We start from the raw sequence: 18,358 nt of genomic DNA, 5'->3' as shown, positions 1-18,358 counted from the left end.
GCGAGTCGGCGTTCTTCCCCAGAATCACACCGCGTTTCCCTACCCCGTCGGGCACGGGAGGACGCAGTAGACAGCATACAACTTTGGACAGGGTCTACCTGCTCATTCGACCCGCGCCCGGCGGCTTCACGTCCGCGGTGCGAGCAGCGACTCGAGCTTGTCGCGCACCTCAGCGCCCCACGGCGAGTCGATCGCGGCGTGCTCGTCGACGGCCTCCTGCCACCGCCGCCGCGCCTCGGCGATGTCGTTCGCGGCGTGTGCGCAGTCGCCGAGGTCTTCGGCCACCTCTGCCACACCCAGCCGGTCGCCGATCGACTCGATCAGAATGCGCGCCCGCTCGAAGGCCTCACGTGCCTCGCCGAGACGCCCCTCGCCCAGCAGGCTCGCTCCGATCGTGCGCAAGAGCTCGAACTCGGACCGCTTCATGCCGGCCTCGCGGGCGACTGCCAGGCCCGCTTCGGCGATCTCGGCGCACTCGTCGAACCGGCCGAGCGCACACACGGCGGCGGCGAGGTTCGAGTACGCGACGACGACGCCGGGGACATGCTCGAGCTCCTGCATGTCGGCGAGCGCCTGACGCGCCTGTGTCTCGGCGGCGGAATCGTCGCCCAGATCGAGCAGGAGCTTCGCGAGATTGACCCGGCCCCGGGCCGCGGCGCTGGCGTCACCGCATTGCGTGCTGATCTCGATCGATCGGCCGAGCGCCGTGCGCGCCTCGTCGAGCTCGCCGGTGTGCAGGTGCAGCAGCGCGATGTTGTTCCAGAGCATCCCCTCGCGCCAGAGATCACCTGCCGCCCGTGCGGCGACCAGGCCGCCCTCGAACGACGCACGCGCTTCGGCGAACCGGCCCTGCGCGAGCAGGCTCGCCCCCAGGGCATTGCCCACGAGCGGTGCTTCGAGCGGCCATCCGGGCGCCTCCCGGTCGATGCTCGACAGCATCGCCTCCGCTTCGGCGGCACGCCCCGTGAGGGTGAGCGTCGATCCGACGTCGACGAGGGCACGCAGCTCGCCTTCGCGGTCGCCACCGGCGCGAGCCACGCGCAGCGCCTCGCGGAAGAGCCCGAGGGCGTCGTCGGCGCGCCCGGCGCGGTGCAGCGCGTCGTCGATCGTCTCTGCGATGAGGGTGACGGTGGGAGACGTCTCGTCAGCGGACGCCTCGAGCGCGATGTGCAGCAGCAGGTCGATGGCGTCGGCGAAGAACGCCTCGGCCTCGCGCGCGGTGAGCTCGACCTCGCCGACGGGCCATCGGGGCGCACGGCCGGGAGCCCGCCGCGACCGACTGCGCGCGGCGTGCGCCGCCCACGCGCGGGACACGACGCTCTGCCGCAGCCGGTCCGCCGCGGCACGGCGCTGCGACGACGGATCGACCTCGAGCCCCAGATCGACGGCGTGGATGCGCACCGCCTCGTGCATCCGGATCCGCCCGTCGCCCGTGCGCGCGATGAGGCTGTGCCGGGCGAGCAGGTCGAGATCCGCGTCGACGTCGGGTGCGGCATCCGCTATCGCCACGATGCTCTCGCGATCGAGCAGCTCGACGGGGTGCGCGGCAAGCGCACGGAGCAGGCGCTGCGCGGAATCGGGCAGCAGCCCGTAGGTGAGGTCGAGCGACCGGCTGACCGGCTCGTCGAGGCGCAGGTTGGCGCGGCGGGTGCGCGCGAGCTCGAGGTGCTCGGCGAGGGTCCAGGTGTCGCGCGCGGCGACGCGCGCCGCCGTGATGCTGACCGCGAGCGGCTGGTGGTCGGTGAGCTGCAGCAGCGCCTCGGCCGCCGCCGGGTCGCGCTCGATCGTCGCCCGCCCGGCGACGGCGTCGAGCAGGGCGAGGGACTCGTACGGCGCGAACAGCGCGAGCTCGAGCGGACGGAACGTCGTCGACCGCGGCACGATACGACTCGTCACGATGACCGAGACCCCGGCGGGGTGCGGGACGATCGCCTCGACCTGCTCGAGTGACGCGGCGTCGTCGAGCAGCAGCATGGTGCGGGTCGCACGCAGTCGGTCGCGCAGCTGGCGTCGGGCCGCTGTCACCGACAGACCGTTGTTCTTGTCGCCGAGGTGTCGCAGCACGGCGCGCACGATCGCGTGCGGGGCGGCGGGAGGCCCGACGGGACTGTGCCCGCGCAGGTCGACGACGATGACACCCCCGACGTGACCTGAGGCCCGCGCCGTGCGCGCCGCCTGCATCGCGAGGGTGGTCTTGCCTGCGCCGGGCATCGCGTGGATCCAGTGCGCGCTCGTTCCCCGCGTCAGTAGCGCGAGCTCGCGCGTGCGTCCCACGAACGGTGCGACCGCGGCGGGCAGTTCGTCGGTGACGGTGACCAGGCCCGCCGCCGCGGTGCGCTGGCCCAGCGCCGCCAGGGCCGCCGTCCACGCCGAGACGGTCGCCTCGGCGGGTGCGAGGGCGCGCACGATCGCGAGCACGAGTTCGACGTCGAACCGCTTGCGACCCTCGCGGAAGCAGTCGTACACGGTGGCTCGCGAGACGACGGATGCCGCACCTCGCGCGGCACGCTGAGCGGTGACCCGGCGGGCGATCTCGGCGTACGAGGGCTCGCCCGCCTGTGCGCGCATCGCCCGGAGCTGTTCGGGAACGTCGTCGATGCGCAGCGGCGGGGTGATCATCTCGCTCCTCGTCGTCGGGACATCCGTCCTTCAGATTCTGCCCGCTTCGCGCGTCGGAGCCGTGTCCGGGGTTGTTGGGGATATGTGCGCCGCGAACGCCGCACGGGCAGATTGAAGACCATGAGCGAGAACACCGCCTCCCCCACCGCCGAACCCGTGCGCAAGCGGTCCAAGCGCACGCTCGCCTGGGTGGGCGGCGGCCTCGCGCTCGTGCTCGTGGCGGCCGGGATCGCGGTGCCGCAGATCGTGCACGCTCAGCGCGTCGACGAGTATTCAGCGCTCGTGCACGAGCGCGACACGGCTCTGGCCGACAAGGCCGAGGCCGAGTCGCACCTCGAGGCGGCGATCGCCCTGCGCCTCGCACAGGAGGGCGAGGCGCGCTCGCTCGGATCGCGCATGGTCGACCTCGGGCAGACCCCCGCGCCGATCCTGACGGCAGAGCAGGTGCAGCAGCTCACCGAGGCCGGCAGCGCCGTGGGCGAGGTGGTCGGCGAGGCCACCGAGCCGGCCGACGCCGACGCGCGGATGCACGAGAAGCTCGTGGCCGCGGTCGAGGCGCTGCGTACCGAAGACGAAGCCGCCGTCGTCGCCGCGACCGAGGCGGGTGAGGAAGCCCCGCAGCCGGCCTCTCCCGCGTCCTTCCTGACGATCGGAGTCAGCGATGCGGTCGAGCTGATCAGCGCGGAGCGGGCGCCCGGCAAAGCGCAGACCGTGGCCGATGAAGACGTCACGCCCGAGATCATCGACGAGACCGGTGCCCAGGTGGCATCCATCAGAGCAGAGACGGGCGAGCTGCTGGCGCTGATCCAGGCAGAAGAGAAGCGGATGGCCGAGTTCGACGCCGCCATCGAGTCGGCCATGCCCGTGCTGCAGGCGGTCGCGGAGGGCGCATCGGCGCAGGCGGCGGAAGTGACCGCGCAGACAGCGAAGGCACCGGATGCCTCGGGTGTCGCGGTCGCGGCGGCGCAGCAGGTGAACGAGCAGGCCTCGACCGACGACGCCGACCGGATCCTCACCGGCCTTGCGGCCTACGTCGAGGCGACGAAGAAGGCGCAGGCCGATCACGCCGCCGTCGTGCAGCGCGAGAAGGAGGAAGCCGAAGCCGCCGAGGCAGCCGCCCGCGCCGAAGCCTCGCGCCGGCAGGCGTCGGTGGGCGGAAACGGCGGGGGAGGCGGAGGCGGCAAGAAGTCGCGGCTCTGCTCGCGGTACCGCCCCTCCCCCGGCGGCGGCGGAAGCCTCGTGCTCGTGTACTGCTGAGGGCCGCGCCCCGGGGGTCCGGGGGTCTGGGTCCGGGGTCTGGGTCCGGGGTCTGGGCCCGGGGTCTGGGTCCAGGGCCCAGGCCCTGGGCACGATGTCGGACCCCCGCCCCGACACGCCGGGCCGGGGCATCCCGACACCGGCGTGTCGCCCCCACGGCCCGACACGGTGCACGCGCCCTCGACCACGCCGCCCCAACTCAGGCGAACGCCCGCCCCAGGATCGGCCGCGTCACGCGGGTGCTGAGCCACATGACGGCGAAGCCGACGGCGATGACCGTCGCGATCGTGAGCAGCGAGACCGGAGCCGTGATCAGTGCGATGCCCAGCAGCGGGAAGATCATCACACCGGCGCACAGCGCCGAGCCGACCGCCGTGAGCAGCAGAGGGCGCATGATGGCGTTGCGGCGCGCGCGCTCCACCGTCTCCATCGGCATCCCGAGGCGGTGCAGGCTCGCGTTCAGCTCTTGCCGGTCGAGGATCTCTGCGGCCTGGTTCACGCCGACCGAGGCGGCGACCATGAGGAAGGATGCGACGAGGGTGATCACGACGCCCGTGCGGATGTCGACGGCGAGCTGGATGTCCTCGATCGAGCCGTTGCCCATGACATCGAGCAGGGCGACGCCCGTTCCGGCGAACACGGCGATGAAGCTCGCCATAGCGATGCCGCCCACCTGACGCCACGCCGCCTTCGGCGCTTCGAGCACGGTGCGCGCCGAGAGCAGCTGATCGGCCCGCGTCGCACGGCGCAGCCGCCGGCGCGCCTGCAGACGGATCGCCCAGGGACCGATGACGTTGAGCACGGCGAAGGCGATGGCGAAGACGGCGGAGAGCACGATGATGGTCGGCAGCATCTCGGCCGCGCTCGGAACGGCGGAGATGAGCACGTAGGCCACCACCAGCGCGACGACGGTGATGACGGCGCGGATCCAGTGCGATGTGCCCGCGGTTGCCCGAGTGCGGACGCCGAGGGGCGAGATCACGACCTTGCGCAGTCCGATGGCGGCGCTCGTGGCGGCCAGCAGCACGATCGCGACGATGATGCCCAGCACCGCGCCCGCGGGCAGCAGCACAGACCCCGCTCCGAGAGCTTCGCCGCGGAACGGGATGAGTCCCACGAGGGGCACGAGTACGAGGTACAGGAGGAACCCGGCGACGGCACCGACGGCGGCGACCAGGGCCGACTCGGCGACCGTCGCCCCGACGACGCCCGCGGGAGAGACCCCGAGCAGTCGAAGCGTCGAGAGGCGCTCGTCGCGGCGGCGTGCGGACAGCCGCGCCGCCGCTCCACCCAGCGTGACGAGGGGGACGACCAGCAGCACGAGCGCGATCGCGGCGAGCGCGTGGTAGATCGGCGCTTCGGGGTCCTGCCATGCCCAGAACGACTGGGCGCCGCCCACGACCGTCAGCACCAGGGTGCTCACGACCGCGAACGCGAAGACGGGAAGCGCCAGCACGTCGTACTGCCCGCGCGTCGGCCGCATCAGCAGCAGGAAGACGCGCGGGTTCATGCCGAGACCCCCTCGGGCATCAGGCGGCCGTCGCGCACCGAGAGCGTGCGCGAACAGCGAGCAGCGACATCGGCGTCGTGCGTCACCACGACGAGCGTGCGCCCCTGCTGCGTCGTCGCCCACAGCAGGGCGTCCATGACCTCGACCGACGTGCGCGAGTCCAGCGCGCCGGTCGGCTCGTCGGCGAACACCACTTCGGCACCGGTGACCTGCGCGCGGGCGATCGCGACGCGCTGCGCCTGACCTCCCGAGAGCTCGCCGATGCGGCGCTCCTCCATGCCGGCCAGCCCGAGGGCGGTGAGCCAGGATGCCGCGCGCTTCATCGACTCGTCGCGCCCGCATCCGGTGATCATGAGGGCGATGGCGACGTTCTCGATCGCTGTCAGCTCGGGGATGAGCAGCCCCTGCTGGAAGACGAATCCGAAGCTGTCGCGACGCAGCTTCGAGCGTCGCGTCTCGCTGAGGCCGGTGACCTGCGCGGCGGGCCCGGATGCCGGCGCGAACGTGACGGCCCCCTGATCCGGGGCGGTGATACCGGCGAGGACATGCATGAGTGTCGTCTTGCCCGATCCCGAAGGCCCCATGACGGCGACGGACTCGCCGCGGCGGATCGAGAGGTCGACACCGGCGAGAGCCATGGTCGACCCGTATGTCTTGACGAGTCCTTGGGCGTGCAGCACTGGAGCGTTCATGCTTCCAGCCTCGTCGCGGGCGGCATCCGTGCCATCGGCCTCGGGAGTGAACGGCGTCATCCTCGCGATGTATCCCGCCCCGCAGGAATACCCGCCGCTGGTATGCGTTATCCTGCGTGGATACCCACGGGGGGTATCGAAGGAGGAGCATCATGGCGACGACCGAGTACCGGGTGACCGGAATGACCTGCGGGCACTGCGAGATGTCGGTTCGCGAAGAGGTCGCTGAGATCGCCGGCGTCGACGAGGTTCAGGTCAGCGCCCAGACCGGCAAGCTCCTGGTCACCGCGACGCAGCCGCTCGATGACGCCGCCGTGCTGGCCGCCGTCGACGAGGCCGGCTACACGGCGGTGCGTGTCTGATGAACACCGCGGGACGACTCAGCCTCTACGCCGCCGGCCTGGTGGTCGCCTTCGCGGCCTCGTACGGCATCGCTGCGGCCGTCGTCCCCGACAGCGTCGTCACCGACTGGAACCAGCGGGCCGAGATCGACCAGGCCCCCACCCACTCCGAGGAGCCCCCGCGATGAGTGCCGTCGATCCCCGCGCGACGCCCGCCGGTGACCGCGTCGAACTCACGATCGGCGGGATGACCTGCGCCTCATGCGCGAACCGCATCGAGCGCAAGCTGAACAAGCTCGATGGGGTCGCCGCCACCGTCAACTACGCCACAGAGAAGGCCCGGGTCACCGTGCCCGCCGGGTACGACCCCGCGCAGCTGATCACCGAGGTCGAGAAGACCGGCTACACCGCCGCGCTGCCCGCACCGAAGACACCGGCGACGGATGCTGCCGAGCCTGCCGATCCCGAACTGACATCGCTGCGCACCCGACTCGTCATCTCAGCCCTCCTGACCGTGCCGGTGATCGCGATGGCGATGATCCCGGCGCTGCAGTTCCCGTACTGGCAGTGGGCGTCGCTGACGCTCGCCGCGCCCGTCATCGTGTGGGGCGCGTGGCCGTTCCACAAGGCCGCGTGGGCGAACCTGCGCCACGGTGCCGCGACGATGGACACGCTCATCTCGATGGGCACCCTCGCCGCCTTCTTCTGGTCGCTCTACGCCCTGTTCCTGGGCACCGCCGGCATGCCCGGGATGACCCACGCGTTCGAATTCACGATCGCCCCGTCAGACGGTGCCGGCAACATCTATCTCGAAGTCGGCGCCGGGGTGACGACGTTCATCCTGCTGGGCCGGTACTTCGAGAAGCGCTCCAAGCGGCAGGCGGGAGCGGCTCTGCGCGCTCTGCTCGAGATGGGCGCGAAGGACGTGTCGGTGCTGCGCGACGGGATCGAGACGAAGATCCCGACCGACGATCTGCAGGTCGGCGACGAGTTCGTCGTGCGTCCGGGTGAGAAGATCGCGACCGACGGCGTCGTCGTCTCGGGCACGTCCGCCGTGGACGCGTCGATGCTCACGGGTGAATCCGTGCCGGTCGAGGTCGGCGCGGGCGACCCCGTCACCGGCGCCACCGTGAACGCCGGCGGGCGCCTGGTCGTGCGCGCCACCCGGGTCGGGTCGGACACGCAGCTCGCCCAGATGGCGAAACTCGTCGAGGATGCCCAGACCGGCAAAGCCGAGGTGCAGCGACTGGCCGACCGGATCTCGGGTGTCTTCGTGCCGATCGCGATCGTCATCGCGGTCATCGCCCTCGGCGCGTGGCTGGGCGCCGGATTCCCGGCATCCGCCGCCTTCACCGCCGCCGTCGCCGTGCTCGTCATCGCGTGCCCCTGCGCGCTGGGCCTCGCGACCCCGACCGCACTGCTCGTCGGCACAGGTCGCGGCGCTCAGCTGGGCATCCTCATCAAGGGCCCGGAGGTGCTCGAGTCCACCCGCAAGGTCGACACGATCGTCCTCGACAAGACGGGCACGGTCACAACCGGCAAGATGACGCTCGTCGAGGTCATCGCCGAGCCCGGAACCGACCCCGACGAGCTGCTCCGCCTGGCGGGCGCGCTCGAAGACGCGTCGGAGCACCCGATCGCGCAGGCCATCGCGAAGGATGCCGCGCAGCGAACCGGCGCCCTGCTCCCGGTCGAGGGCTTCACCAACATCGAGGGCAAGGGCGTTCAGGGCATCGTCGACGGGCGCGCCGTGCTCGTCGGCCGCGAGTCGCTGCTGGGCGAGGGGTCGCAGCAGCTGAGCGCCGAGACCGCTGCCGCCAAGGCGCGGGCCGAGGACGAAGGCAAGACCGTCGTCGCCGTCGGGTGGGACGGCGCCGCGCGCGGCGTGCTCGTCGTGGCGGACACCGTCAAGCCCACGAGCGCCGAAGCGATCGCGAAGATGAAGGCGCTCGGGCTGACCCCGATCCTCCTGACCGGTGACAACGAGGCCGTCGCCCGCCGCATCGCCGCCGAGGTCGGCATCGAGCATGTCTCGGCCGAGGTGCTGCCGAAGGACAAGGTCGACGTCGTGGCGGCGCTGCAGCGCGACGGGAAGGTCGTCGCGATGGTCGGAGACGGGGTCAACGACGCGCCCGCCCTCGCGCAGGCCGACCTCGGGCTCGCGATGGGCACCGGCACGGACGTCGCGATCGAAGCGTCCGACATCACTCTCGTCCGCGGTGACCTGCGCAGCGCCGTCGACGCGATCCGCCTCTCGCGCAGGACACTCGGCACGATCAGGTCGAACCTGTTCTGGGCCTTCGCCTACAACGTGGCCGCCATCCCGGTCGCCGCCCTGGGTCTGCTCAACCCCATGCTCGCCGGAGCCGCCATGGCGCTGTCCAGCGTGTTCGTCGTGGGCAACAGCCTGCGACTGCGCGGCTTCCGGAGCACCGCCGCCCGGCCGCAAGGGAAGTGAACGCATGACCGATCCGCACGCGCCCCACCACGCATCCCCGGAACACGCCGAACACGGCGGGCACGCCGAACACGACGGGCACGCGGATCACGACGGCCACGCCGAACACGACGGGCACGGCGGTCACGGCCATGCGGGGCACGGCGACCACGTCGGGCAGTTCCGCCGGCTCTTCTGGATCAACCTGATCATCGCCGTGCCGGTCGTCGCGCTCTCGCCGATGTTCGCGATGATCCTCGGCTACGAGGTGCCGGGCTGGGCGCTGTGGGTCGCCCCCGCCCTGGGCACGGTCATGTACGCGTGGGGCGGATGGCCGTTCCTCACGGGCGCCGTCAGCGAGCTGCGCTCGGCCAGACCCGGCATGATGCTGCTGATCGGTCTGGCGATCACCGTCGCGTTCCTCGCGTCGTGGGGCGCGACGCTGGGCCTGCTGCACCACGAGCTGGAGTTCTGGTGGGAGCTCGCGCTCCTCATCGTGATCATGCTCCTCGGTCACTGGATCGAGATGCGCTCGCTCGCGCAGACCAGCTCCGCCCTCGACAGCCTCGCGGCACTGCTGCCCGATGAAGCCGAGCGCGTCGAGGGCGACCAGGTCGTCGCTGTCGCGCCGGCAGATCTGCGGGTGGGCGACGTGGTCCTCGTCCGGCCGGGTGGCAGCATCCCCGCAGACGGGACGATCGTCGACGGTCGCGCCGATGTAGACGAATCGATGGTCACCGGCGAATCCCGGGCGGTTGCGCGCACGGTGGGGGATGCCGTCACGGCGGGCACCGTCGCCACGGACTCCGGCCTGCGGGTCGAGGTCACGGCGATCGGCGACGCGACGACCCTCGCGGGCATCCAGCGACTCGTCGCCGAAGCACAGAGCTCGTCGTCCCGGGCGCAGCGGATCGCCGACCGGGCCGCGGGATGGCTGTTCTGGTTCGCCCTGCTCTCCGCCGCCGTCACCGCCATCGTGTGGACGCTCGTCGGCAGTCCCGACGACGCCGTCGTGCGCACGATCACGGTGCTCGTGATCGCGTGCCCGCACGCGCTCGGGCTGGCGATCCCGCTCGTGGTGGCCATCGCGACCGAGCGTGCCGCGCGAGGCGGAGTGCTCATCAAGGACCGGCTCGCCCTGGAGAGCATGCGCACCGTCGATACGGTCCTGTTCGACAAGACCGGAACGCTCACGAAGGGCGAGCCGACCGTGACCGCCGCGCATCCGGTCGGCCAGTGGGATGCCGCCGACGTGCTCGCCCTCGCGGCGGCTGCGGAGAGCGACAGCGAGCATCCGCTGGCGAAGGCCATCGTCCGCGCCGCGCAGGACGATGACCTGCGCGTGCCGAGGGCGACCGATTTCTCGTCGTCTCCTGCGGTCGGGGTGACGGCCACGGTCGACGACGCGCAGATCCGCGTCGGTGGACCGCACCTGCTCGAGGAAGTCGGTCAGGGCGAGGTCGACGAAGCCGACGCCTGGCGCGCCGAGGGCGCGATCATCCTGCACGTGGTCCGCGACGGCGCGGTGATCGGCGGCCTCAAGCTCGCCGACGAGATCCGCCCCGAATCCCGTGCGGCGGTCGACGCGCTGCACGAGATCGGGGCGCAGGTGGCCATGATCACCGGCGACGCCGAGGCCGTCGCACACGCGGTCGCCGCCGAGCTGGGCATCGATCGCGTATTCGCGCAGGTGCGCCCCGAAGACAAGGCCGGCATCGTCGCCGACCTTCAGCGCGAGGGGCGCAAGGTCGCGATGGTCGGCGACGGCGTCAACGACGCACCCGCCCTCGCGCAGGCCGATGTCGGCATCGCGATCGGCGCCGGCACAGACGTGGCGATCGCGTCGGCCGGGGTGATCCTCGCCGGCTCCGACCCCCGCAGTGTGCTGTCGGTCATCGAGCTGTCTCGCGCGGCGTACCGCAAGATGACGCAGAACCTGTGGTGGGCCGCGGGCTACAACCTGATCTCCGTGCCGCTGGCCGCCGGTGTCCTCGCCCCCGTCGGGTTCGTGCTGCCCATGTCGGTCGGCGCGATCCTCATGTCGCTGTCCACCGTCGTCGTCGCCCTGAACGCACAGCTGCTGCGCCGCATAGACCTCACCCCGGAAAGCAGCACGCGCGCCGTTCTGCAGCACCACCCGAAGGAGCCCGCATGACCACCGTCGACGTCCCTCACACCCACGGCTACATCACCGACAAGGACCGGTACCTCAACCGGCTCAAGCGGATCGAGGGTCAGGCGCGCGGCATCTCGAAGATGGTCGACGATGAGAAGTACTGCATCGACATTCTCACGCAGATCAGCGCGCTCAAGAGCGCCCTCGAGGCCGTCGCGATCGGGTTGCTCGACGACCACCTCACGCACTGCGTTCTCGACGCCGCCCGGCAGGACGACGATCAGGCCGCCGCGAAGATCAAAGAGGCCAGCGACGCCATCGCCCGACTCGTCCGTTCCTGATCGGGCGGTCAGTCATCCTCGGCGGGAACGGGGATCAGCGCGATGTCGATGCCCGGGGCGAGCAGGAGATGCGCCGGTCGATGCGCGCCTTCCCCGTCGTTGATGACCAGCCAACGCGGAACGTCGGACGTGATGCCCTCGGCGACCTCGCGCTTCAGATCGTCGAGATCCCGCCCGCCGATGCTGTACTGACGGCCGCCATAGAAGACATCAATGCGCTTCATTCGCGGTGCCGTTCTGTGACGCCGGGTCTGGCGGTTCCGGCACGACGTACAGTCCGGTCGGAGAGTTCGCTGTATACATGAGCGCCTCGAGCCAGGCGCGGTTCAGCTGCGGCATCCGGCTGCCATAGAACTTGTAGACGATCGACAGGCCCGGGTGCAGCCACACCATCGTGCGCCCGTCGCCGATGCTGGTGTCGTCCTTCCACACGAAGGTGAACGGCTCGCCCCGGCGCAGCTTCGTCGTGATCGTGACCTGCAGATGCGCGAGCAGACGGTCTTCGAAATCGACGCTCAGCCGACCGTCGTAGAGGAACTTTCCCATGGAACCCCTTCAAGAATGGGCGATCTTCGGGTGTTGCTGGGATGAGCGTAGCGGGCCGGTGACGTCGCGTACACGTCGTTCAGCGTGCCCCCATGATTCCGTAGCCGAGTCGGTGCAGCTGCTCATACGCCTCGGCATACGTTTCCGCCTCGGGCATGTCGCCGTCACCGAACCTCGCCTGCAGCAGGCCGACCAGACCGCGTCCGGGCGGACTGAGCGGCTTCGTCCGGTGCGCATGGGCCGGGTGGGGCGGTTCCTCCTGCGGATTGGCGGGAAGCCACTGCGGCACGGTGACCGGCCAGTCATCCGGATGCCGCGGGGCATCGAGGTTCACGATCGAGAAGAGATCGTTCGCCCCGGCGTCGCGACGGGTCAGCGGCTCCAGGCCGTGCAGTTCGCTCAGCGTCTTGATGACCGCGCCGTGGTGCATCTCGTCGTTGATCACGGTTCCCCGGCGGGTGTACGCCGATACGGCGATCGCCGGGACGCGGCATCCGAGTCGGTCGAAACCGAACCCCATCTCACCGGGAGCGGCATCGGCGTGGGGTGGCACGGCGCTCGGGGGCGCGACGTGGTCGTAGGTGCCGCCGTGCTCGTCGAACGTGATGAGCAGCAGCGTGTTGACGGCGTTGGACCCCGTGTCGGCGCGGGAGTTCCTCACAGCGCTGTAGATGTCGTGGATCAGCGCCTCTCCGGCGCGCACATCCGACACCGCGCTGTCGACGACGTCGAGACCATCGACGTCGCTCTCGCGGAGCGCGCCGAACGGCGGGTGGAAGTCGTTGTGATTGAACGCCATCCGCGGCTCGATGAACGAGTACGCCGGCAGGTTTCCGTTGGCGGCGTCGTCGTAGAACTGCTCCATGGTCGCGAAGTGGTTCGTCTTCCAGTACTTCTCCAGCACGGGCGCGTGCAGAACCCCCGTGAACGCGATGAGCTGCAGCTCGTCGTAGTAGATCCTCCAGTCCAGCCCGGCGTCTTCGAGGCGGTTGAAGATCGTGGGAGCCGCGGGCGCGTCGATCCACTTGTCGTACCCGCCGCCGTGCTTGTTCGTGACGAATCCGTGCGACGTGGAGGCGTGGAAGAACGACCGGTTGCAGAAGGTCTGCGACGGCACCGCGCAGAACCAGTTGTCGAACACGGCGAACTCGCGCGCCAGCGTCGACAGCACGGGGAGCATCCCGGGTGAGAAGCTGCCCATGATGGGGCGCAGCTGCTCCGCCGAGGGCTCGGTGCCCTTGTTCAGCCGTCGATAGTTGATGAAGTAGTCCCGCACGAAGCCTGCGTTGGTCGGAGTCTCGTCGGCCCTCGGGGCGTTGTAGGGCGAGGCCATCTGCTCGACCCACAGATGCTCGTTGCCGGGCGGCTCGACGCGGTCGAACAGCTGCGTGTCGACGTGCGGGTACTCCTCACCCGGGTCGGGATTGGGAAGGCCCATGACGGTGTCGGTCGGCCCCTCGTACACGTGAGCGGGTATCGCCGTGCCATCGGGCGCGGCGTTGGCGTAGTCGCCGAATGCCAAGCCGTTGAACGATGCGCCCTGCGGCGGGTCCTCGGGCGTGTACAGGTAGCCGAGCAGGTTGTCGAAGGAGCGGTTCTCCCCCATCACCACCACGACGTGATCGAAGCCGGGGCGTGATCTCGGCTCGAGAGCTCCGAAGTCCTCCGACCCGGCGGCGAATCCGCTGCGATAGCCCGCTGCCGCGCCGATTCCGGCGCCCACACCTCCGCCGGCGAGGGCACCTGCCGCTGCGACACCGCCGAGCTTCAGGAAACCGCGCCGGGACGTGTCCGCCGGCGCGGGGTGATCGTCACGCTTCATGGGAGTCCCTCCACGACTCAGACAAAGATACTCAGCCGCGCTCCCTGCTTCGCGCGCCGTGCGTCCGGGCGGCAGACACGTGCGCGGCGGCCGCGTTACCACTGTCGTGACGATTCACAGCGGGATGCCGCGCCCGGCCGGCAGCACGAGCGTATGGTGGGGGTTCCGGCAGACGTCGGATCAGGGAAGACTTCTCGTTGACCGTTGGGCCTCTCGGCCCGGCCACGATTCCGTCGCCTCCTCTGAGTGACTCAGAGGAATGACATGCTCCTGACCGATCCCGATTCCAGCCCGGTGCCGCTCGGCACGACCGCCATCGTCTATTGCGAAGGGCAGTTCGGCGAACAGGACGGCAAGACCGCGAACGGGCTGGTTCGCCATTCCGAGAAGTACGAGATCCTCAGCGTCGTCGACAGCACCCGGGCAGGAGCCGACGCCGGCGCACTGCTCGACGGCGACCCGAACGGCATCCCCGTGCTGGCGAGCCTCGAGGAAGCCATCGCCCACGCCGGCCGCGTGCCCGATTACCTCATCTGCGGCGTTGCGCCCGCCGACGGCCTGCTCACAGCGGCCCAGCGCCTCGTGCTGCTCGACGGTGTCGCCCGGGGAATGCACATCATCAACGGCCTGCACGAATTCCTGAACGACGATCTCGAATTCGCGGCCGCCAGCCTCCGCGCCGACGTGACGATCACCGATGTGCGCCGCCCCAAGGCGAAGAGGGATCTTCACCAGTTCTCCGGCCGGATCTTCGATGTGACCTGCCCTCGAATCGCCGTCCTCGGCACGGACGGGGCCATCGGAAAACGCACGACGGCGACGCTCCTGGTCCAGTCCCTCAATGCGCGAGGGATCAAGGCTGTCCTCGTCGGCACCGGCCAGACGAGTCTCATCCAAGGCGGCAAGTACGGCGTCGCCCTCGATGCCCTGGTCCCGCAGTTCTGCTCAGGCGAGGTGGAGAACCAGGTCGTCGCAGCATACGAAGGCGAGAACCCCGACATCATCGTCGTGGAAGGGCAGGGTGCGCTCAGCCACCCCGCCTACTTGACCTCTGCCTACATCCTGCGCGGAAGCCGGCCGTCCGCGGTCATCGTGCAGCACGCTCCGGGCCGCGAGACGCTCGGGGACTTCCCGATGATCCCGATGCCGACCGTCGCCAGCGAGATCGCGTTGATCGAGACGTTCGCCGACACCAAGGTCATCGGCGTCACGATCAACCACGAGCACATGAGTGACGATCAGGTCGGTGAGGTCATCGTCGATTACGAGCTCGCCCTCGGCCTGCCCACGACCGATCCGCTCACTCGTCCGCTCGACCGGCTCGTGGACATGGTCCTGCTCGCGTTCCCGACGCTGGCGGCACCGTGTGCCTCAGCGGCGGCTTCGCGAGCTGCCGCTGATCGCTGACGCCTCGTATCCGCGAGTCCGGTCGCGCGAGTCGACCCGTCGGCATCGGCGCCCGAGGCTTCATCGCGGAAGGTCAGTGGGCGAGGACTGGCGCTCCGAGGCGTCCGTCGACCATCTCCAGGATGCGATCGCAATGCTCGAGCACGTCACGGTCGTGCGTGACCATGACGACGGCGACGTCGGAGTCGTGTGCGCGGTCGGCGAGGAGTTGGACGACTTCGTGGCTGCGCCGACGGTCCAGTGCGGCCGTCGGTTCGTCGACGAGAAGCAACGTCGGGTCGTTGACGAGCGCGCGCGCGATACCGACCCGCTGGCGCTCGCCTCCAGACAGCTCCCCCGGACGGTGCCCGGCCCGGTGCGCCATACCGACGGAGTCCAGCAGTGCGTGAGCCTCGACGTGGCGGTTGCCCGCGAGCTTCCCGGCCAGCCGGAGCTGATCGGTGGCGGTCAGCGAGGGCAGGAGGTTGCCCGACTGGAACACGAAGCCGATGTTGCGCAACCGGAAGCGTGCGGCCGCGCGCTTGGACATCGTTGCAAGGTCGGTGCCGTGCACCTCGACGGTGCCGCTGTCGGGGCTGGCAAGGGCACCGGCGATCGCGAGCAGGGAGGACTTGCCTGAGCCGGACGGGCCGACGATGGCGACCAGTTCGCCGGGCATCGCGGCGAGCGAGACGTCGTCGAGCGCGCGGACGCGGGAGTCTCCGTCTCCGAGTTCGAGGACGGCGTTGCTGATCTTCAGGGCGGGGGTGGTTGCAGAGCTCATCGTTGTCCTCCCAGGGCACGAAGCGGGTCGACGCGGGCAATACGGAGAACGGCGATGGCGGCGCCGATCAGGCCGAGCGCGATCGTCGTCGCCGAAGCGATCGCGATCGGAACCAGTTCGAGGTCGAAGGGCATCGCCGCGGGCATCGCAGCCCCCAGCCCGATCCCGGCTGCGACGCCGAGCGCGGTGAACCCGAAGAGCAGAATCGCGGCCTGCGCGAGGCTGTCGCGCAGCAGATAGTTGCTCGAGGCGCCCACGGCGCGGAGCACGGCGATGTCGTGCGAGCGCTGGATCGTCCACACCGTGAAGAAGGCGCCGACCACCAATGCGCAGATCGCGTAGAGGAAGACCTGGATCATGCTCAGCGTGAGGGTCTCTGCCTCGTATCCGGGCGACGCGTTGAACGATTCGGTGAGGGTCATCGTCGTTGTGCCGGCGTCGGCGTCGACGAGTTCGTAGTCCGGCTTCGCGCCGTCTTCGGCGAGGAGGGCCACGACGCTCGCGTACGGGAAGTCCATCGCGTCCACCTGCGCGGCGGTGGGTTCACCGGGCTGGGCCTGACCTGCAGCCATGAGCCGCCAGGTGTCCAGCGGCAGGTACGCGACGTCGACGTGTCCGAACGTGGCCTGCCCTTCGGTGAATCCGACGACGGTGAGTTCGATATCGAGCCGGTCCAGGGTGACCACCGTCCCGAGTTCGATTCCCTCATCGCGCAGCGGTTCGGATACGACGATCCCGCCGAGAGATCCCAAACCCTCCCCGGTGGAGACCGCAGGCGCGAGGAACCCGCCGGGCTCCACGCCGAACAGCGTGAGGTCGATCTGCGTGCCGTCATCGGTCACACCGTTGACGATGTTCACGCCCATCGGCTCAGCCTCGGCGATGCCGTCGGCCTCCTGCCACACGGCGAGCTGTTCGTCGTCCACCACGGAGCGGCTGAAGGCGTTGTCCTTCATCGTGCCCTCGTCGAATGCGAAGGCGCTGGCCGGCATGGCCTTGAGGCCGGAGACGCCGTCGTTGACGAGGCCCGACGACAGGCCCGAGAGCAGAACGACGAGCACCGAAATCAGGGCGATCACAACGCCCATCAACGTAAATCGTCCGCGGGCAAAGCGCAGTTCGCGCAACGCAAGAAACATGGGGGACTCTCCAAGAGCGGATCTTGCCGACAGTGCGTCGACAACATTCCGACACTATGTCGCGAATCGGCGATCGCCAAATTGACCACGACGACGCGAAGAGGCACCGTCGCGCCGGCATTGGGGGTCGGTTCAGTCGGTCAGACCGCGCGTGAGAAGGCGGAAAGCATCGTCCGCGACGGTCCGATGATCCACACCGTGGGTAACCAACTGCACACCGGCACTGAGGACGCCCTGCACGAGCATGATGGCGGATCTCGACGCTGACATCCCCAAGTCCGAGAGAACTCGAATGAGCGGCCTCAGGAGCGCGTCATGCAAGGTCATCAGATCCTCGCGGCGACTAGGGCTCAGATTCGCGTCACGGAGCGCATCCGCGATCGCGTGCTTGCCCGCCGCGGTCATCGACATCGTCGCGTCGATGAATCGGCGCAGTTCTTCCAGGCCCGGCTCGGCCCCGGACAACTCTTCGTCGATCTCGGCATCCCACCGTTCGATCGCATCGATGGCGATCGCGACGAGCAGGTCATCCTTGGTCGCGAAGTAGTCGTAGAAGCTCGACCGCGCCATCCCCGCATGCTCACCGACGCTGCGTGGCGTGACGGCCGCGAGCCCCGACTCGAGCAACACCGCTTCGCCCGCACGGATAAGCGCCGCGCGCTGATTCGCGCGGTGCTCGGCCACTGTGGGCGCGGAGATCTTCGGCATCTCGCAATTATGGTCGGCGCTCGCGCACCGGTCGAGTCCTCGGCACGCTGCCCCCACTCGGGCGGCGCGGGCCTACCGCCATACGGTAGCCAGGAGAACGTTGACCACGGTCAAGCCTCCGATCACCGGGAGCACCCATGACGCGACGGTCTCACGCTTGCGGTTGATGAGAGCGATCACGATGATCGCGACGAGGACGGCGAGCTTCACGGAGATCTTGGCGTTGTTCACGTCGTTGCCCAGCGGATACTGCAGCCCCACGAGCAGCACTCCGGTGATCAGCATCGTCCACGCGCCGTGCATCATCGCGGGAAGCACGCGGGCTTTGCCCTTGCGCATCGCAGCGGTCTGATAGAGGACTCCTCCCAGCAGCGCCACGACGCCGATGATGTGCAGAGCGAGGATGACGTTCTTGAGAATCTCCATGACTCCACCTTACCGACATGCTGTCGGCTTAATTGCACAGCCCCCTCACCGACGTCACCCCACAGGCTGGCCGTCGACCGCCGCGCTCGCGGTGTCGCGCCGCACACGATCTAGGGCGTGTCTGACAAATTGTTCGAGGGTGGGCTGAGAGTCTGGACGCGTGTCGCGGTTCCAGTTGCTTTCGGATGCTCAGTGGTCGTTGATCGAGGGGATGCTGCCTCGTCCGACGGGTCG

The 18,358-nt window shown here is 69.6% G+C and carries 17 protein-coding genes; 7 read left to right on the top strand and 10 right to left on the bottom strand.

Annotated elements, in window-relative coordinates:
• Positions 1–126: 126 nt before the first annotated feature.
• The gene (locus tag ACWICD_RS00085; RefSeq protein WP_454138929.1) at positions 127–2,619 is read right to left on the bottom strand and encodes a tetratricopeptide repeat protein; all 2,493 of its coding nucleotides are present in this window, start codon (positions 2,617–2,619) and stop codon (positions 127–129) included.
• Positions 2,620–2,739: 120 nt separating this feature from the next.
• Here ACWICD_RS00085 and ACWICD_RS00080 point away from each other — a divergent pair, with 120 nt between their 5' ends.
• Positions 2,740–3,876 carry a hypothetical protein gene (locus ACWICD_RS00080; RefSeq protein ID WP_376129609.1) on the top strand — a complete coding sequence of 379 codons (1,137 nt, stop codon included), beginning with the start codon at positions 2,740–2,742 and terminating at the stop codon, positions 3,874–3,876.
• A gap of 199 nt (positions 3,877–4,075) precedes the next feature.
• Here the strand turns inward: ACWICD_RS00080 and ACWICD_RS00075 are convergent, their stop codons facing one another.
• Positions 4,076–5,386, bottom strand: coding sequence for an FtsX-like permease family protein (locus tag ACWICD_RS00075; protein ID WP_376129612.1), 1,311 nt, complete (start codon positions 5,384–5,386; stop codon positions 4,076–4,078).
• Positions 5,383–6,078: an ABC transporter ATP-binding protein gene (locus ACWICD_RS00070; RefSeq protein ID WP_376129615.1), complete on the bottom strand. Its 696-nt coding sequence runs from the start codon at positions 6,076–6,078 to the stop codon at positions 5,383–5,385. The genes ACWICD_RS00075 and ACWICD_RS00070 overlap by 4 nt, the downstream gene beginning before the upstream one ends.
• A 152-nt stretch (positions 6,079–6,230) precedes the next feature.
• Here ACWICD_RS00070 and ACWICD_RS00065 point away from each other — a divergent pair, with 152 nt between their 5' ends.
• From ACWICD_RS00065 to ACWICD_RS00045, 5 genes are read left to right on the top strand one after another with little or no spacing between them, the layout of a single operon-like run.
• Positions 6,231–6,440 carry a heavy-metal-associated domain-containing protein gene (locus ACWICD_RS00065; protein ID WP_376129618.1) on the top strand — a complete coding sequence of 70 codons (210 nt, stop codon included), beginning with the start codon at positions 6,231–6,233 and terminating at the stop codon, positions 6,438–6,440.
• Positions 6,440–6,607 carry a hypothetical protein gene (locus ACWICD_RS00060; RefSeq protein ID WP_376129620.1) on the top strand — a complete coding sequence of 56 codons (168 nt, stop codon included), beginning with the start codon at positions 6,440–6,442 and terminating at the stop codon, positions 6,605–6,607. The genes ACWICD_RS00065 and ACWICD_RS00060 overlap by 1 nt, the downstream gene beginning before the upstream one ends.
• Positions 6,604–8,877, top strand: coding sequence for a heavy metal translocating P-type ATPase (locus ACWICD_RS00055; protein WP_454138928.1), 2,274 nt, complete (start codon positions 6,604–6,606; stop codon positions 8,875–8,877). The genes ACWICD_RS00060 and ACWICD_RS00055 overlap by 4 nt, the downstream gene beginning before the upstream one ends.
• Before the next feature lie 4 nt (positions 8,878–8,881).
• Positions 8,882–11,011 (top strand): heavy metal translocating P-type ATPase, encoded by a 2,130-nt coding sequence (locus ACWICD_RS00050; RefSeq protein WP_454138927.1) that lies wholly within the window; start codon positions 8,882–8,884, stop codon positions 11,009–11,011.
• A complete protein-coding gene (locus ACWICD_RS00045) occupies positions 11,008–11,313 on the top strand; it encodes a metal-sensitive transcriptional regulator (protein ID WP_376129629.1) in 306 nt (101 codons plus the stop codon). Before ACWICD_RS00050 ends, ACWICD_RS00045 begins: the two co-directional genes overlap by 4 nt.
• A gap of 8 nt (positions 11,314–11,321) precedes the next feature.
• Here ACWICD_RS00045 and ACWICD_RS00040 read toward each other — a convergent pair whose 3' ends face one another.
• From ACWICD_RS00040 to ACWICD_RS00030, 3 genes are all read right to left on the bottom strand, one after another.
• Positions 11,322–11,537 (bottom strand): hypothetical protein, encoded by a 216-nt coding sequence (locus tag ACWICD_RS00040; protein WP_376129632.1) that lies wholly within the window; start codon positions 11,535–11,537, stop codon positions 11,322–11,324.
• Positions 11,524–11,859: a DUF7882 family protein gene (locus ACWICD_RS00035; RefSeq protein WP_376129635.1), complete on the bottom strand. Its 336-nt coding sequence runs from the start codon at positions 11,857–11,859 to the stop codon at positions 11,524–11,526. Before ACWICD_RS00035 ends, ACWICD_RS00040 begins: the two co-directional genes overlap by 14 nt.
• Positions 11,860–11,938: 79 nt before the next feature.
• Positions 11,939–13,681, bottom strand: coding sequence for an alkaline phosphatase family protein (locus tag ACWICD_RS00030; RefSeq protein WP_454138926.1), 1,743 nt, complete (start codon positions 13,679–13,681; stop codon positions 11,939–11,941).
• 264 nt (positions 13,682–13,945) lie between these two features.
• Here ACWICD_RS00030 and ACWICD_RS00025 point away from each other — a divergent pair, with 264 nt between their 5' ends.
• On the top strand, positions 13,946–15,088 hold the full coding sequence (locus ACWICD_RS00025) for a DUF1611 domain-containing protein (protein ID WP_376129637.1): 1,143 nt from the start codon (positions 13,946–13,948) through the stop codon (positions 15,086–15,088).
• A gap of 73 nt (positions 15,089–15,161) precedes the next feature.
• Here ACWICD_RS00025 and ACWICD_RS00020 read toward each other — a convergent pair whose 3' ends face one another.
• The 4 genes from ACWICD_RS00020 to ACWICD_RS00005 form a co-directional block, all read right to left on the bottom strand.
• Positions 15,162–15,851 (bottom strand): ABC transporter ATP-binding protein, encoded by a 690-nt coding sequence (locus ACWICD_RS00020; protein WP_376129640.1) that lies wholly within the window; start codon positions 15,849–15,851, stop codon positions 15,162–15,164.
• Entirely contained in the window at positions 15,848–16,939 is a 1,092-nt protein-coding gene (locus ACWICD_RS00015; protein ID WP_454138925.1) for an ABC transporter permease, read from the bottom strand. The genes ACWICD_RS00020 and ACWICD_RS00015 overlap by 4 nt, the downstream gene beginning before the upstream one ends.
• A gap of 183 nt (positions 16,940–17,122) precedes the next feature.
• A complete protein-coding gene (locus tag ACWICD_RS00010; protein WP_376129645.1) occupies positions 17,123–17,698 on the bottom strand; it encodes a TetR/AcrR family transcriptional regulator in 576 nt (191 codons plus the stop codon).
• 72 nt (positions 17,699–17,770) lie between these two features.
• Entirely contained in the window at positions 17,771–18,124 is a 354-nt protein-coding gene (locus ACWICD_RS00005) for a hypothetical protein (protein ID WP_376129648.1), read from the bottom strand.
• Between the last annotated feature and the right edge of the window lie 234 nt (positions 18,125–18,358).

It is taken from the genome of Microbacterium sp. NPDC055357 (assembly GCF_053644835.1).
This window is presented reverse-complemented; position numbering and strand designations above follow the sequence as displayed.

Excerpts from the sequence above, each read along its gene's own strand:
- ACWICD_RS00030 (WP_454138926.1), bottom strand. The coding sequence starts at position 13,681 with ATGAAGCGTGACGATCACCCCGCGCCGGCGGACACGTCCCGGCGCGGT.
- ACWICD_RS00070 (WP_376129615.1), bottom strand. The coding sequence starts at position 6,078 with ATGAACGCTCCAGTGCTGCACGCCCAAGGACTCGTCAAGACATACGGG.
- ACWICD_RS00080 (WP_376129609.1), top strand. The coding sequence starts at position 2,740 with ATGAGCGAGAACACCGCCTCCCCCACCGCCGAACCCGTGCGCAAGCGG.
- ACWICD_RS00020 (WP_376129640.1), bottom strand. The coding sequence starts at position 15,851 with ATGAGCTCTGCAACCACCCCCGCCCTGAAGATCAGCAACGCCGTCCTC.
- ACWICD_RS00085 (WP_454138929.1), bottom strand. The coding sequence starts at position 2,619 with ATGATCACCCCGCCGCTGCGCATCGACGACGTTCCCGAACAGCTCCGG.
- ACWICD_RS00010 (WP_376129645.1), bottom strand. The coding sequence starts at position 17,698 with ATGCCGAAGATCTCCGCGCCCACAGTGGCCGAGCACCGCGCGAATCAG.
- ACWICD_RS00055 (WP_454138928.1), top strand. The coding sequence starts at position 6,604 with ATGAGTGCCGTCGATCCCCGCGCGACGCCCGCCGGTGACCGCGTCGAA.
- ACWICD_RS00005 (WP_376129648.1), bottom strand. The coding sequence starts at position 18,124 with ATGGAGATTCTCAAGAACGTCATCCTCGCTCTGCACATCATCGGCGTC.
- ACWICD_RS00050 (WP_454138927.1), top strand. The coding sequence starts at position 8,882 with ATGACCGATCCGCACGCGCCCCACCACGCATCCCCGGAACACGCCGAA.
- ACWICD_RS00075 (WP_376129612.1), bottom strand. The coding sequence starts at position 5,386 with ATGAACCCGCGCGTCTTCCTGCTGCTGATGCGGCCGACGCGCGGGCAG.
- ACWICD_RS00060 (WP_376129620.1), top strand. The coding sequence starts at position 6,440 with ATGAACACCGCGGGACGACTCAGCCTCTACGCCGCCGGCCTGGTGGTC.
- ACWICD_RS00025 (WP_376129637.1), top strand. The coding sequence starts at position 13,946 with ATGCTCCTGACCGATCCCGATTCCAGCCCGGTGCCGCTCGGCACGACC.
- ACWICD_RS00040 (WP_376129632.1), bottom strand. The coding sequence starts at position 11,537 with ATGAAGCGCATTGATGTCTTCTATGGCGGCCGTCAGTACAGCATCGGC.
- ACWICD_RS00065 (WP_376129618.1), top strand. The coding sequence starts at position 6,231 with ATGGCGACGACCGAGTACCGGGTGACCGGAATGACCTGCGGGCACTGC.
- ACWICD_RS00015 (WP_454138925.1), bottom strand. The coding sequence starts at position 16,939 with ATGGGCGTTGTGATCGCCCTGATTTCGGTGCTCGTCGTTCTGCTCTCG.
- ACWICD_RS00045 (WP_376129629.1), top strand. The coding sequence starts at position 11,008 with ATGACCACCGTCGACGTCCCTCACACCCACGGCTACATCACCGACAAG.
- ACWICD_RS00035 (WP_376129635.1), bottom strand. The coding sequence starts at position 11,859 with ATGGGAAAGTTCCTCTACGACGGTCGGCTGAGCGTCGATTTCGAAGAC.